Source organism: Streptomyces angustmyceticus (assembly GCF_019933235.1).
Lineage (GTDB): Bacteria > Actinomycetota > Actinomycetes > Streptomycetales > Streptomycetaceae > Streptomyces > Streptomyces angustmyceticus.
The window spans coordinates 5,578,309-5,591,335 of record NZ_CP082945.1 but is presented as its reverse complement, the minus strand read 5'-3'; the positions used below and the strand labels follow the sequence as shown (position 1 = coordinate 5,591,335).

14 protein-coding genes are annotated in these 13,027 nt (G+C 73.2%); 6 read left to right on the top strand and 8 right to left on the bottom strand.

Annotated features, from left to right (window positions below):
- Positions 1-49 precede the first annotated feature (49 nt).
- Together K7396_RS24950 and K7396_RS24945 are read right to left on the bottom strand one after the other, a co-directional pair.
- Complete coding sequence (locus tag K7396_RS24950) at positions 50-1,087, bottom strand: adenosine deaminase (RefSeq protein WP_223660193.1); 1,038 nt, start codon at positions 1,085-1,087, stop codon at positions 50-52.
- 197 nt (positions 1,088-1,284) lie between these two features.
- Positions 1,285-1,725 (bottom strand): gamma-glutamylcyclotransferase family protein, encoded by a 441-nt coding sequence (locus K7396_RS24945; protein ID WP_086721895.1) that lies wholly within the window; start codon positions 1,723-1,725, stop codon positions 1,285-1,287.
- A gap of 132 nt (positions 1,726-1,857) precedes the next feature.
- Between K7396_RS24945 and K7396_RS24940 the strand changes: the two genes are divergently transcribed.
- Positions 1,858-2,577: a SanA/YdcF family protein gene (locus tag K7396_RS24940; protein ID WP_373866890.1), complete on the top strand. Its 720-nt coding sequence runs from the start codon at positions 1,858-1,860 to the stop codon at positions 2,575-2,577.
- Positions 2,578-2,608: 31 nt separating this feature from the next.
- Here K7396_RS24940 and K7396_RS24935 read toward each other — a convergent pair whose 3' ends face one another.
- Both K7396_RS24935 and cutA read right to left on the bottom strand, forming a co-directional pair.
- Positions 2,609-3,634, bottom strand: coding sequence for a trypsin-like serine peptidase (locus K7396_RS24935; protein ID WP_174886867.1), 1,026 nt, complete (start codon positions 3,632-3,634; stop codon positions 2,609-2,611).
- A gap of 1 nt (position 3,635) precedes the next feature.
- Complete coding sequence (gene cutA, locus K7396_RS24930) at positions 3,636-4,004, bottom strand: divalent-cation tolerance protein CutA (protein WP_373866891.1); 369 nt, start codon at positions 4,002-4,004, stop codon at positions 3,636-3,638.
- Positions 4,005-4,292: 288 nt separating this feature from the next.
- Between cutA and K7396_RS24925 the strand changes: the two genes are divergently transcribed.
- Positions 4,293-4,658, top strand: a complete 366-nt coding sequence (locus tag K7396_RS24925; protein WP_086720263.1) for a cupin domain-containing protein — start codon at positions 4,293-4,295, stop codon at positions 4,656-4,658.
- A 200-nt stretch (positions 4,659-4,858) separates the two neighbouring features.
- On the opposite strand, the gene K7396_RS24920 is transcribed toward K7396_RS24925, so the two are convergent.
- Entirely contained in the window at positions 4,859-5,647 is a 789-nt protein-coding gene (locus tag K7396_RS24920) for a sulfite exporter TauE/SafE family protein (protein WP_086720264.1), read from the bottom strand.
- A gap of 69 nt (positions 5,648-5,716) precedes the next feature.
- Here K7396_RS24920 and K7396_RS24915 point away from each other — a divergent pair, with 69 nt between their 5' ends.
- Positions 5,717-6,352: an aldo/keto reductase gene (locus K7396_RS24915; protein WP_308686892.1), complete on the top strand. Its 636-nt coding sequence runs from the start codon at positions 5,717-5,719 to the stop codon at positions 6,350-6,352.
- A 47-nt stretch (positions 6,353-6,399) separates the two neighbouring features.
- On the opposite strand, the gene K7396_RS24910 is transcribed toward K7396_RS24915, so the two are convergent.
- From K7396_RS24910 to K7396_RS24900, 3 genes are all read right to left on the bottom strand, one after another.
- A complete protein-coding gene (locus K7396_RS24910) occupies positions 6,400-6,615 on the bottom strand; it encodes a hypothetical protein (RefSeq protein WP_086720265.1) in 216 nt (71 codons plus the stop codon).
- Positions 6,616-6,687: 72 nt separating this feature from the next.
- Positions 6,688-7,902, bottom strand: a complete 1,215-nt coding sequence (locus tag K7396_RS24905) for a ferredoxin reductase family protein (protein ID WP_373866899.1) — start codon at positions 7,900-7,902, stop codon at positions 6,688-6,690.
- Positions 7,903-8,330: 428 nt separating this feature from the next.
- On the bottom strand, positions 8,331-8,672 hold the full coding sequence (locus K7396_RS24900) for a hypothetical protein (RefSeq protein WP_086720279.1): 342 nt from the start codon (positions 8,670-8,672) through the stop codon (positions 8,331-8,333).
- 175 nt (positions 8,673-8,847) lie between these two features.
- Here K7396_RS24900 and K7396_RS24895 point away from each other — a divergent pair, with 175 nt between their 5' ends.
- The 3 genes from K7396_RS24895 to K7396_RS24885 all read left to right on the top strand — a co-directional run bounded on the left by K7396_RS24895 (position 8,848) and on the right by K7396_RS24885 (position 12,926).
- Positions 8,848-9,678 carry a helix-turn-helix domain-containing protein gene (locus tag K7396_RS24895; RefSeq protein WP_086720266.1) on the top strand — a complete coding sequence of 277 codons (831 nt, stop codon included), beginning with the start codon at positions 8,848-8,850 and terminating at the stop codon, positions 9,676-9,678.
- Positions 9,675-9,962: a DUF397 domain-containing protein gene (locus K7396_RS24890; protein ID WP_086720267.1), complete on the top strand. Its 288-nt coding sequence runs from the start codon at positions 9,675-9,677 to the stop codon at positions 9,960-9,962. Before K7396_RS24895 ends, K7396_RS24890 begins: the two co-directional genes overlap by 4 nt.
- A 348-nt stretch (positions 9,963-10,310) precedes the next feature.
- The gene (locus K7396_RS24885) at positions 10,311-12,926 is read left to right on the top strand and encodes a beta strand repeat-containing protein (protein WP_158101180.1); all 2,616 of its coding nucleotides are present in this window, start codon (positions 10,311-10,313) and stop codon (positions 12,924-12,926) included.
- Positions 12,927-13,027: the final 101 nt, after the last annotated feature.

The following is a 13,027-nucleotide window of genomic DNA, read 5'->3' as shown; positions in this document are numbered from 1 at the left end:
GGGAGCCCGCCCCGAGTGCCTGCCCTCTGCTTCCGGCCCGCGCCGCGCCCTACGCCCCGTGCGCGTCGACCTCCCGCAGGTACGCGGCGCGGTCCGCCTCGTCGAGGAAGGAGGCGCGGAAGGAGTTGCGGGCGAGGGTGCGCAGCGTCTCGGGGTCGAGGCCGAGGGCGTCGCGGACGGCGGTGAAGTTGTCGTCCGCGTAGCCGCCGAAGTAGGCCGGGTCGTCGGAGTTGACGGTCACCAGCAGTCCGGCGTCCAGCATGGCGGGCAGCGGGTGGTCGGCGAGGTCGTCGATGACCCGCAGGCGGACGTTGGACAGCGGGCAGACGGTGAGCGGCACCTGGTCGGCGACCAGGCGTGCCACCAGGCGCTCGTCCTCCAGGGAGCGCACCCCGTGGTCGATCCGGTCCACGCCGAGGACGTCCAGGGCCTCCCACACGTAGGCCGGCGGCCCCTCCTCGCCCGCGTGCGCCACGCACTTGAGGCCGGCCTCCCGGGCCAGCGCGAAGACCTCGGCGAACTTCGACGGCGGGTGGCCCACCTCGGCGGAGTCCAGGCCGACGGCGGTGATCTTGTCGAGGTGCGGGCGGGCCGCCTCGAACGTCGCCAGGGCGGATTCGGCGCTCTCGTCGCGCAGGAAGCACATGATCAGGCGGGTGCTGATGCCGTAGATCTCCCGGGCGCTGTCGAGGGCGCGGGCCAGGCCGTCGATGACGGTGCCGATCGGGACGCCGCGCGCGGTGTGCGCCTGCGGGTCGAAGAAGATCTCGGCGTGCCGGACGCCCTGCTCCTTCGCGCGGGCGAGGTAGGCGTGGGCCAGGTCGGCGAAGTCGTCCTCGGTGCGCAGCACGGCCATCAGCGCGTAGTAGAGGTTCAGGAAGGACTGCAGGTCGGTGAAGGAGTAGGCGCGGCGCAGCTCGTCCTCGGTGGCGTACGGCAGCGTGACGCCGTTGCGTGCGGCGAGCGCGAAAGCCAGCTCGGGCTCCAGGGTGCCCTCGATGTGCAGATGCAGCTCCGCCTTGGGCAGCGGGGCGGTTGCGGCGGAAGGGGAGGACGGGGAGGACGGGGAGGACGGGGAGGAAGCCACGCGGGTCACACCTGTTCTGCGGTACGGGAAGGGTTCTGCGGTACGGGAAGGGTTGCGGACGGCGGGTACGGGGCCTCGCCGGTGAACCGGAAGGGGCCCGTCCGGTGAGGAGCCGCCAGGCTATCGGGGCCGGTGGCCGGTGCCGCGGCGGCGCCCCTGGGCGGCCGCGCGCGAGTTCGTCCCGGCGGCGGGCGCGGTCAGCCGGCCGCGGCCCGCGACGCCGGCCAGTCGCCGCCCTCGATGGGGGTGCCGGTGGCGCGCAACCGCGCGGCGAGGCGGTCGGCGGCCAGGTAGACCCAGGCCCGTACGGTCCTGCCGTCCGCGCACACGGCCTCGGTGCACACCCGCTCGTAGACGTTCCGCGGGTCCCCGGGGGCGTAGTCCTCCAGCCGGTCCAGGGTCGCGCGGACCTCGTCGTAGTCGCTGTCGCGGGGCCGGACGAGGGTGCCGTGGACCACCGCCCCGGCGGGGCCCCGGGTCGCGTACGGGTACCCGGGCCCGTCGTAGAGCAACGCGCCGCCGATGTGCGCCGGTTCCTCGGCCGCCGTGCGGCCGCGCAGGGCCCAGGCGTGGTTGGCCTCGCCGGGGCGCAGCGTTCCGTAGACGAAGAACGGCAGCCGCTCGGGCTCGGTGGTCATGGCGTGCGTCCTCTCCGGGCCGGGTGCTCCCTCTGCCACGATGCCAGGCCGCCGCCGCAACCATCACGGCGCGGTGGGCGTCGCAGCCTGCGAGAGCGGTCACGACCGGCGTGGCCGGGAACGGGGGCACGGATGCCAGGGCGGGTACCGGGGCCGGTGCGGCGGGCATGGCGGCGCGCGGTGAACGGGGTGCGCCGGATACGGCTGCCCCGGACCCGGCGGGGCGGGCGCCGCGCCTTCCAGGCCGTCGTGGCCCTGACGGTGCTCGCGCTGGCGCCCGCGACCTGGATGAACGCGACCGCGGGCCCCCGGGTGCGCGGCGTCGCCGACGCCCCGGCCGCGCCGGTCGCCATCGTGTTCGGCGCGGGCCTGTGGAACGGCGCGCCCTCGCCGTACCTCGCCCACCGGCTGGACGCGGCCGCCGCGCTGTACGAGCGGGGCACCGTCCGCGCGGTCCTGGTCACCGGCGACAACAGCCGCCACGACTACGACGAGCCGGACGCGATGCGCGCCTATCTGCTGCGGCACGGCGTCCCGGGCCGCAGGATCGTCAGCGACTACGCGGGCTTCGACACCTGGGACTCCTGCAGCCGCGCGCACCGGGTCTTCGGCGTGGACCGGGCGGTGCTGGTCAGCCAGGGCTTCCACATCCGGCGCGCGCTGGCACTGTGCTCGGCGGCCGGGGTCGACTCCTACGGCGTCGGGGTGGCCGCGAAGCACGATGTGACCTGGGCGTACGGCGGTGTCCGGGAGATCTTCGCGGCCTCGAAGGCGGCGGCGGACGCGCTGCTGCGGCCCGATCCGCACTTCCTCGGGCCGCACGAGAAGGGGGTGGCGGAGGCGCTGCGCTAGCGGCCCCGCCACCCCTCGCGGCAGGCGCCGGCTACTCCTGGGACGCCCGGGCGTAGAGATCGAGGACCTTCTCCCCGAAGTACGGGCTGTAGGAGATCCGGTCGTTGTCCGGGCCCTTGGGGCCGCCGCCGTTGAGGCCGCCGATCACGCCGATGACGTGGCCGGTCCCGCTCTCCTCGTCGAAGTCGGTCAGCCAGGGGCTGCCGGAGGTGCCGCCGTAGAACCCGCCGCACTCCATGCGCAGTTCACGGGTGCCGGACAGCCGGCTGGTGCGGGTGGCGCAGCGTACGGCCCGGTCCTCGGGGTCGTTGTGGACCTTCGGGTAGCCGACGACGGTGACGTCATTGGTGTAACCGGGCGTCGGGGAGAGGGTGTTGCCGCCGGTGACCTCCTCGACGGTCTGGCCGTCCTCGCCGGGGGCGACGGTGGCGAAGGCGAAGTCGAGGTCCGCCCCGGCGCCGGTGGTGCCGCGGCCGGGGTAGGCGAAGCTGTCCTCGATCGCCCACACCCCGTACGGCTGCTTGTCGGTGCCGGAACGATACTGCGGTACGAACGCGGCCCGGGTGCCGGGATTGCAGTGCCCGGCGGTCAGGATCAGGTTGCCGTGCGGGCTGTGCACCACGCTGGCGGTGCAGTGGTGCGCGCGGGCGTCCCCGTCGACGGAGAACAGCACGCCCACGGACGGGATGCCGTCGAAGTGCCGTGCGGTGGCGGCGGACTTGGCGGCGGGGGCGGCCTTGGTCCCGGGCGCGGCGGCGGCCCGGTCCGAGGGGCCGCGTTCGGGGTCGGCCGGTGCGGCGGCCGCCATCCGGTCGGGCGTCCAGTAGGCGGCGGCGTCCCGGCTGGTCCAGTTGGTGTCGGGGTGGGGGGCGGGGCTCGGCCGGTCGCGGTGCGCCGCCGCGTGCGGGGTGTCCGGGGCGGCGTGGCCCACGGAGGCGAGGCTCAGGCACACCGCCGCACCGGCCACCGCGGACCCGGCCGCGATCCAGCGCCGCCGGGCCGGCCGCTTCTGCGCGTGCCGCGTCGTCGTGCCGCGCCCAGTGGTGTTGCGTTCCACGTCAGCTCGTCTCCTTCGCGACCCAGGACAGGTAGCCGGCGCCCCCGTGGGTGACCGGCGTGGCGATGATCTCGGGGGTGTCGTAGTCGTGCGCTTGCAGGAGGTAGGTCTCCAGGGCCTCGTAGCGCGCCCGGGTCGTCTTGAAGAGCACCTGCCACTCCTGGCCGGTCTCTATCGCGTCGTCCCAGCGGTAGACCGAGGTCACCGGGGCGCTGATCTGCGCGCAGGCGGCGAGTCTCCGCTCGATCGCGCCGCGCGCCAGGCCGGCGGCCCTGGTTTCGCTGTCGACGGTCGTCATGACGGTCAGGAACCGGGCGTCCGGCTGCCCGGTGGAGCCGGGCGGTGGGGTCGGGTCGGTCGGGTCGGTCACAGGTGCATCCTTCGCGGTGGGGGTCGGGAGGGATCGGGACAGACGGGACAGGGGCCCGCGCCGGGCGAGCAGGCGCGCTCGGCGGCCGCGGAACCGCTCCGCATCGTACGGACCGAGATGATCATCCCGTAAGGGACCGGCCCGCCCCGGCACCGGTATGCACCCGGACGCCGCCCCCTTCGCGGGCCGGCTCCCGGCCCGCGGGCGCGCTCCCCGGTTGCGTCCCCGGGCGCACCGGCAACGATGGAAAGGAAGCTCCGCCGCGTCCGCACGCGAAAGGCCGGCCTCATGGACGATCTCGATGCACTCGCCCGTCACCTGCTCGACGAGGCCATGACCTCCGCGCACGGACGCAGCGCCCACCTCTTCCTGCACGACGGCCCGCTGCGGCAGGCCGTGATCGCCCTGACCGCGGGCACCGAGCTGGACGAGCACAACACTCCCCCGGCCGCGAGCCTGCACGTCCTGCACGGCCGGGTCCGGCTGACCGGGCAGGGCGGCGGCCCGGAGCTGAAGGCCGGTCAGGTCGCCATGCTCCCGCGCGAACGGCACGGACTGCTGGCCCTGGAGAACGCGGCGGTGGTGCTGACGGCCGTCACGGGGGTCCCGCTGAGCGAGCGCCGCACGGCGGCCGCGGCGGCGACGCCGGGGTAGGACCGCGGCCGGGGGGTGGACCACGGCCGGGGGTGGACCACAGCCGGGCAGGTCGCGGCCGGGGCAGGTGGCGGCCGGGATTCCGAGTCTTCACGTTTTTGTGAAAGTTACGCATCGCGCTGGACCTGCCCGTTCCGGGCCCGGCGGCCGGCGACGCGAGGGTCGCGGCCGGCGCAGGAGCCCGCGCCCGCACTCCGGCTTCAGGCCGCCAGCCACTGGTCGTAGGCCAGCTTGCACAGCAGGGCGACGACCACGACCACCAGCACGCCCCGGACGAAGCCGGCGCCGCGCTTGAGGGCCATCCTGGCGCCCACCATGCCGCCGACCAGGTTGAACAGCGCCAGCAGGGCGCCGAGTTGCCACAGCACGGTGCCCTGGACCGCGAACATCGTCAGCGCGCCGATATTGGTGCAGACGTTGACGACCTTGGCGGTGGCCGACGAGGAGACCAGGTCCATGTGCAGGATCGCGGTGAGCGCGACGACGAGGAACGCGCCGGTCCCGGGCCCGATCAGGCCGTCGTAGAAGCCGATGCCCAGCCCCGCGACGAGGACGGCCGTCACCACCCGCCGGCGGGAGACCGGCCCCGACGGCGCGGGCGCGGTCCCGAAGGCCGGGCGGAACAGCAGGAAGGCGAGCACCCCCAGCAGGACGCCCATGATCAGCGGGCGCAGCACCTGGCTGTTGATCCCGGCCGCGAAGAACGCCCCGGCCAGCGAACCGCCCATCGCGGCGAGCCCGATCCGCAGCGCGGTGCGCACATCGATCGGGGCCTTGCGGACGTAGGTGACCGCGGCCGCGGTGGTGCCCACGATGGCGGTGGACTTGTTCGTTCCCAGGACGTACGCGACCGGGGTGTGCGGCAGGCCGACGAGCAGGGCGGGGAGCAGCAGCAGTCCGCCGCCGCCCACGACAGCGTCGATCCAGCCCGCCGCGAGGGCGGCCAGGCACAGCAGGGTCACGGTGAACAGCGATATGTCAGCGGGCACCGGTTGATCCTATGAACCGCGTCCCGCTCTACGCTCGGCATTGATCGATGCCGCACCCGGCTGTGATCGATGCCGCAACACCCGTATCCGGCGGGCCTGGTGATCGCGACGAAGGGCGGGGTGGTCCGCACCGGTCCGGACCGGTGGCACGTCGCCGGGCGGCCCGAAGACCTGCGCGCCATGTGCGAGGCGAGCCTGCGGCGGCTGCGCACCGACACCCTCGACCTCTACCAGCTGCACCGGCTCGACCCGCGGGTGCCGATGGCCGACCAGCTGGGCGCCCTGCGGGAACTCCAGGAGGCCGGAAAGATCCGCCACATCGGCCTGGACTCCGTCACCGCGGACGAACTGGCCCGCGCGCAGGACATCACCCCGATCGCCTCGGTGCAGAACCGCTACAACCTGCTGGACCGCGCCGCGGAGGACGTCCTGACGCTGTGCGAGCAGCACGGCACGGCGTTCCTGCCGTGGTTCCCGCTGGGCAACGGCGCGCTGACCGACGACGCGGGCACGGCACTCGCCGCGGTCGCCGCCCGGCACGACGCGACCCCCGGCCAGATCGCCCTGGCCTGGCTGCTGCACCGCTCCCCCGTCCTGTTCCCCACCCCCGGCACGAGCTCACCGGACCACCTCGACGAGAACCTGGCGGCGGCCGGCATCGCCCTCACGGAGGGGGACATGGCCCGGCTGGACGCCCTGGGGTAGCCCCGCCGCGAGGACGGCCGGGGCAGGACGCGGCGCGCGGGCCATCCTCACCGCTCCGCCTGGACCAGTTCCACGGCGCCGGTGCGGTCCGGGAGGCTGTACCCGGCCGGTGCGCGGTCGGGGGCGGGCGGAGCGGCCGGGGTGACCGTCCGGGACACCAGGGTGGCGGTGAGCGCGCTCGCCCCCAGCAGACAGGCGGCGAGCCGGCGGCGGGCCCGGAGGGTGACGGCCGGGACGGTGTGCGGTTTGCGGTGTCGTGCCATGGGGCGTCTTCCTTACGAGTGGGGGGACTATCGGGGATTGCGGGGCGCGTGAGGCGGGGTGGCGGGCCGCCCTCAGAACGTGAACTGCTCGGAGTGGATGCGGTTGGCCGGCACCCCGGCCCGTTCCAGGGCGGCGGCCGCGGCCCTGGACATCCCGGGCGGCCCGCACAGGTAGACGTCGTGTTCCACCAGGTCCGGGACGAGGTCGCGCAGGGCCCGGGGCGCCAGCGGGTCGAAGGGGCCGTCGGACGGGCCGAGGAGGTAGTGCAGCGCCGCGCCCCTGGCGGCGGCGATCCCCTCCAGCTCCTCGCGCAGCACCAACTGCGCGGCGTTGCCCGCCCGGTAGAGGAGCGTGAGGTCCCCAGGGCCGCCCGGCAGCGTCTCGAAGAGCGCGCGCATCGGGGTGATCCCGACACCGCCGGCGAGCAGCAGCACCTTGCGCCGGGTCCGCCGGTGCGCGGTCAGCGCGCCGAACGGGCCGGTGGCCAGCACCCGTACGCCCGGCCGCAGCCGGCGAATCCGGCGGGTGTGGTCGCCGCACGCCTTCACGGTGATCCGGAGCGTGTCGTCGCGCACCGGCGCGGAGAGCGAGAAGGGCAGCGCCGTCCGCCACAGCCGCCGGTGCAGGAACCGCCAGCGGAAGAACTGCCCCGGCTCGGCCCGCAGCGCGTCCAGGCCCACGCCCCGCATGACGACCGAGACCACATCCGGCCCCTCGATGCGCACCTCGGTGACCCGCAGGCCGTGCCGCAGCGCCTGGCGCACCGGCACGACCAGGCGGTACCAGACCAGCAGGGTGCCGACAGTGGTGTGCAGCAGGGTCCACACCCAGACGGCGACCGGGCCGCCGGCCAGATCCGGTCCTGACAGCTGGTGGGCGAAGGCGAGAGCGGCGCTCACGTAGGTCAGCAGGTGCACGCCGCGCCACGTCTCATGGCGCAGCCGCCTGCGGGCCGTACGGGCCGAGGTGACGCCGACGGCGGTCAGCAGCGCGGTGGCGATGGCGGCAGCGGCCAGGCCCGGGTAGCCCATCAGGCCGACGGCGGCGCGGAGGACATCGGTGCCGGTGTGGGCGGCGTAGCCGCACAGCGCGAAGACGGTGTGGGCGAGGCACAGGGTCAGGACATGGCGGCCGCCGAGCGCGTGCCAGCGGGCCAGCCGGTCGGCGCCGACGCCGTGTTCGACGGCCGGGACCCGGGCCATCAGCAGCAGCATCACCAGGATTCCGTAGCCCCCGAGCAGTCCGCTGAGGTGGGCCAGAGTGGCGAACAGCGCGTCGAGCCGCATCGACGGCTCGGCCTGCACCAGCCACAGGCCGACGACCAGCACCGCACCGCCGGCCAGCACCCGCCCCAGCACCACCGGTGTCAGGCGCAGCGGCGGCGCGGCCACCGGCGCCCTGCGCGCCGTCCCGCGCGGCGCCCTGCGCGGTGCCTTGCGCGGTGCCGTGCGCGGTGCCGTGCGCGGCGCGCGGACGGGCCTGGGCGGCAGGGGCCGGGGGTCGAGTCGCGAGTACAGCGGATGGGTGGGCGGTGGGTCGGCGGGTCCCGGAGTCGGGGCACCAGGACCGGGCGCGCCGCCCGGTGCGTACCCGTCGCTGAGGTCGGCCTGGATCGTCACGGCGTCGAAAATACGGCTGCCCGGACACCGGAAAGAGCAGGTCAAGCACTCTTCGCAGATCCTTAAGGCGGCCTTGAGGATCGGCTGACCGGGGGTTAAGAACCACGGCTTCCGGAGCCGCTCCGCGCGGCCAGGCGAGCGCCGCGGCTCTCCGCGACCCGGTGCACCTCCACGAGCGTCTCGGTCAACTCCACGGCCATCAGATGCAGTTCCCCGGCGGTCCACCGCCGCCCTTCCAGCACCCTTCGCGCCGCCTCGATCCGCTCGGCGGCCAGGCCGAGTTGCGCCGCCTCGATCTCGTCGGCGAGACGCGACACATACCCACTGCCGTCGCTCACGACGAAACACGGTTTGCCCTCCGGGGTCGACCACGGCAGCAGCCGCGCACCGGTCTCCCCCACCCCGCCCGTGCCGTCCGTGCCCGCTGCGTCCGCCATGCCGTCCACTCCGTCGCTCCGTGCTCGCGGCCACCCCTGATGTGTACCGGGTGTAGCCAATCGGTCACTCGGACAACGCAACGCGCAATAGAATGGGGGTGCTTGATCCGGCCTCGCTCAAGTCCGCGACCTGCCGCGATGCCGGCCTGCGTGCATATGACGAGAGGTCACCGCGTTGGACGAGACGACGCCGCCCGAGCACTTGAATCCCCTGCAGCGATTCGGCCGTGACATCAGACAGGTCCGGCTGGCCCGCAAGCTCACACAAAAACACCTGGGCAGGACCACCGGCTACTCCGAGGCATACGTCTGCAAGGTCGAGTCCGGCACCCTGCTGCCCAGACCCAGCCAGAAGTTCGCCACGGGCTGCGATCTCACCTTCGGGACGGGCGAGTTGTTCTCGGGCCTGCTGCAGAGGATCGACGAGGGGGATCACCCGAGCTGGTTCGTGCCGTACCTCAACCTGGAGCGGAAGGCTTCGCGGATTCTGACGTATGAGACGAACCTCGTGGCGGGCATCGTCCAGACAGAGGGCTATGCACGGTCCGTGTTCCGCGTATCCAACCCTCATGCGAGTGCCGAGGCTATCGAGGACAAGGTTGCCGCGCGACTACGACGGCGTGAGGTGTTCAAGCGGGACGCTCCACCGCACCTATGGGTAATCCTTCATGAGGCGTGCCTGCGAACCACGGTCGGTGGCGCCGAGGTCATGACCGGTCAGCTCGACTACCTGCTGTCGGTGGGCACATCACCACGCATCGAGCTCCAGGTCATGCCGTTCTCCGCGGGTATCCCCGCCACGTCCACGATGCCCTTCATCGTGCTGCGCTTTCCGAGTTCCCCGACGGTGTTGTACACGGAGACCCGGGCAGGAGCCCGGATGCACGGCTCCGAACAAGCGGTCGACGCGGCCCTGGACGACTATGATCTGCTCAGGGCGAATGCGTTGTCCCCGGACGAATCATTGCCCCTGATCAAGTCTCTGCTGAAGGAGTACCGAGCATGAGCCCCGACTTGGATCTCACCACCGCCACGTGGGTCAAGTCGTCCTACAGCGAGGGCAACGGCGGAGATTGCGTCGAGTTCTCCCGCGACTTCGCCTGGACCAAGTCGTCGTACAGCGAAGGCAACGGCGGGGCGTGCATCGAATTCTCCCGCGCCCTCACCGAGGCCCACGGCCTCGTCCCCGTCCGTGACTCCAAGAACCCGGACGGTCCGGCACTCGTGTTCCCGGCGGGTGGCTGGTCATCGTTCATCACGGCCGTAAAGGGCGGGGAGTTCACCGCCTGAGGCCCGGCGAAGCCTCCGCATGACCGGCCCCCGTCGTATGGCGGGGGCCGTCGTCGTTCCCGCGTACGGCCGGGGGGTCGGTACGCGCCGCCGACGCACGCTGCGCCATCCGGGCTAACCCGGTCGTCAACCGTAGCGCGGCGTCCCGCCGTTCCCTTCAATCGGTGCTACCGACGGTGGGGTGCCCATCCCCTGTCGGGGGACCATGGACGACTGCCGTCATGCGGCGGCTTCGTCATGTTCTTCAGGGCGCCCCCGACAGGTGTGCGCGCTCGGGCGGATCCCTGCCCTCCGGCGTGCAGCAGCTCCCCGCCTCCTTCGTGGAGCCTTCGAAAGGGGCTGTCCAACATGGCACTCGCTCTCACTCTCACTCCGTCCTCGGTCACGACGGGCCAGACCTTCCAAGCCGCTGTCACCGGTGCCGTAGCGGGAGAGCTGATCACCTTCACGTACGACGCGGCAGTCCCGCAGACCGCGGTCGCCGACCTCTCCGGCAATGCCAGCGTCACATTCACAGGGACCACGTCGGGCGTGGTGACGGCCGCCGGTGCCACCAGTGGAGCCGCCACCGCGACCGTGACCGTGACGACGGCGGCGAACTGTGTGGTCACGCTGGAGTCCACGCCCGCCAACCCGGCCCCCGGCCAGCCGGTGACCATCACCGCCACCGTGACCTGCGACGGCACCCCCGTCCAGGGAGCGACCGTCGTCTTCGCCACGACCAGCGGCTCCCTGGGCGTCGGCGTCACGACCGCGTTGGGGCAGGCCACCCTCACCACCAGCCTGCTGCCGGTCGGGCTCAACGTCGTGACGGCCACCGTGACCGCAGCGACCACCACTTGCACCTGCATCGGCGTCGCCGCCTCGGTCGACATCACCGTCACCGCGTTGTCGGACTGCGTGGTCACCGTGACCTCCTCGCCCGCCAACCCGACCGCGGGCCAGCCGGTGACCTTCACCGCCAGCGTCACCTGCAACGGGGCTCCGGTTGAGGGGGCGACGGTGCTCTTCGCGACCACCAGCGGCTCCCTAGGGGTCGGCGTCACGACCGCCGCGGGGCAAGCCACCCTCACGACGAACCTGTTGCCAGTGGGGCCCAACGTCGTGACGGCCACCGTGATCGCCGCCACCACCACCTGCACCTGCATCGGCATCGCCGCCTCGGTCAACGTGACCGTCACCGCGCCGCAGAACTGCGTGATCACGCTGACCTCCTCGCCGGCCAACCCGGCCGCCGGACAACCGGTCACCCTCACCGCCACCGTCACCTGCGGCGGCGCACCCGTATCCGGCGCGACCGTGCTCTTCGCCACCACCAGCGGCTCCCTCGGCGTCGGCATCACCTCCGCCGCAGGCACCGCCACCCTCACCACCAGCCTGCTGCCCGCCGGAGCCAACGTCGTCACCGCCACCGTGATCGCCGGCACCAGCACCTGCACCTGCATCGGCGTCTCCGCCACGGCAACCGTCAACGTCACCGCGCCGCAGAACTGCGCGATCACCCTGACCTCCTCGCCGGCCAACCCGGCCGCCGGACAACCGGTCACCCTCACCGCCACCGTCACCTGCGGCGGCGCACCGGTCAGCGGAGCGACCGTGCTCTTCACGACCACGAGCGGTTCCCTGGGGATCGGCACCACGAACGCCGCGGGCCAGGCCACCCTCACCACCAGCGCACTGCCCGCAGGCAGCAGCGTCGTCACCGCCACCGTGATCGCGGCCACCACCACCTGCACCTGCATCGGCACCGCCGCCACGGCAACCGTGAACGTCACCGCGCCGCAGAACTGCGCGATCACCCTGACCTCCACACCCGCCAACCCGGCCGCCGGCCAGCCGGTCACCCTCACCGCCACCGTCACCTGCAACGGCGCACCCGTCTCCGGCGCGACCGTGCTCTTCGCCACCACGAACGGGCCCCTGGGGGTCGGCGTCACGACCGCCGCGGGCACCGCCACCCTCACCACCAGCCTGCTGCCCGCCGGGGCCAACGTGGTCACGGCCACCGTGATCGCGGGCACCAGCACCTGCACCTGCGTCGGTGTGGCCGCCACGGCAACCGTGAACGTCGGAGCCGCGCGGAGGTGCGCCGTCACCCTGACGTCCAGCCCGGCCAACCCGGCCGCCGGGCAGCCGGTGACCCTCACCGCCACCGTCACCTGCAACGGCGTACCGGTCCCCGGCGCGGTCGTGCTGTTCAGCACCACCAGCGGACCGGTCGGCATCGGCCTCACCAACGCCTCCGGCCAGGCCACCGTCACCACCACCGCACTGCCCGCCGGCAGCACCGTCGTCACCGCCACCGTGCTCACCGCCAACTCCAGCTGCAACTGCGTCGGCGTCTCCGCGACGGCCACCGTGACCGTCGGGGCCGCGCCGCGCTGTGCCGTCACCGTGACGTCGTCGCCGGAGAAGCCGGCCGCCGGGCAGCCGGTGACCCTCACCGCCACCGTCACCTGCAACGGCGTACCGGTCCCCGGCGCGGTCGTGCTGTTCAGCACCACCAGCGGACCAGTCGGCATCGGCCTCACCAACGCCTCCGGCCAGGCCACCGTCACCACCACCGCACTGCCCGCCGGCAGCACCGTCGTCACCGCCACCGTGCTCACCGCCAGCCCCGGCTGCAACTGCGTCGGTGTCTTCGGGACCGTGACCGTGACCGTGGGTGCGGGCGGGGGGACGAGCCTCACGGCGCACCCCGCCTGCTACCGGATCAACACTCCCCCGCTGCCCTCGGCCTTCGCCACTGCCACGTTCAGCGCGAGTGGCGCGACCCCCGGCGCGACGGTCACCTTCCACCTGGACGGCGCCGCCGGCCCGGTGGCGTGCACCGCCGTCGCCGACGCGAGCGGGAACGCCAGCTGCACGGCCACCCTCACCGTCGGCCAGGTGCTGTTCACCAGCTACACCGCGACCAGCGGCGGCGCTTCGTCGTCCAGCACCCTGTCCATCTGCCTCACCTGACAGCTTGCCCCGGTTCGCGTACCGCGGCCGGAAACGCCGTACCGCAGCTCACCTGAACCGGTGTGACCGGCAAGGGAGTTCGTGAGCGGCCCGGCAGAACG

Bases quoted from the DNA above. Each gene is read 5' to 3' on its own strand.
- K7396_RS24915 (WP_308686892.1), top strand. From the start codon at position 5,717: ATGCCGCAACACCCGTATCCGGCGGGCCTGGTGATCGCGACGAAGGGC.
- K7396_RS24925 (WP_086720263.1), top strand. From the start codon at position 4,293: ATGGACGATCTCGATGCACTCGCCCGTCACCTGCTCGACGAGGCCATG.
- K7396_RS24945 (WP_086721895.1), bottom strand. From the start codon at position 1,725: ATGACCACCGAGCCCGAGCGGCTGCCGTTCTTCGTCTACGGAACGCTG.
- K7396_RS24890 (WP_086720267.1), top strand. From the start codon at position 9,675: ATGAGCCCCGACTTGGATCTCACCACCGCCACGTGGGTCAAGTCGTCC.
- K7396_RS24885 (WP_158101180.1), top strand. From the start codon at position 10,311: ATGGCACTCGCTCTCACTCTCACTCCGTCCTCGGTCACGACGGGCCAG.
- K7396_RS24940 (WP_373866890.1), top strand. From the start codon at position 1,858: ATGCCAGGGCGGGTACCGGGGCCGGTGCGGCGGGCATGGCGGCGCGCG.
- K7396_RS24905 (WP_373866899.1), bottom strand. From the start codon at position 7,902: ATGCGGCTCGACGCGCTGTTCGCCACTCTGGCCCACCTCAGCGGACTG.
- K7396_RS24900 (WP_086720279.1), bottom strand. From the start codon at position 8,672: ATGGCGGACGCAGCGGGCACGGACGGCACGGGCGGGGTGGGGGAGACC.
- K7396_RS24910 (WP_086720265.1), bottom strand. From the start codon at position 6,615: ATGGCACGACACCGCAAACCGCACACCGTCCCGGCCGTCACCCTCCGG.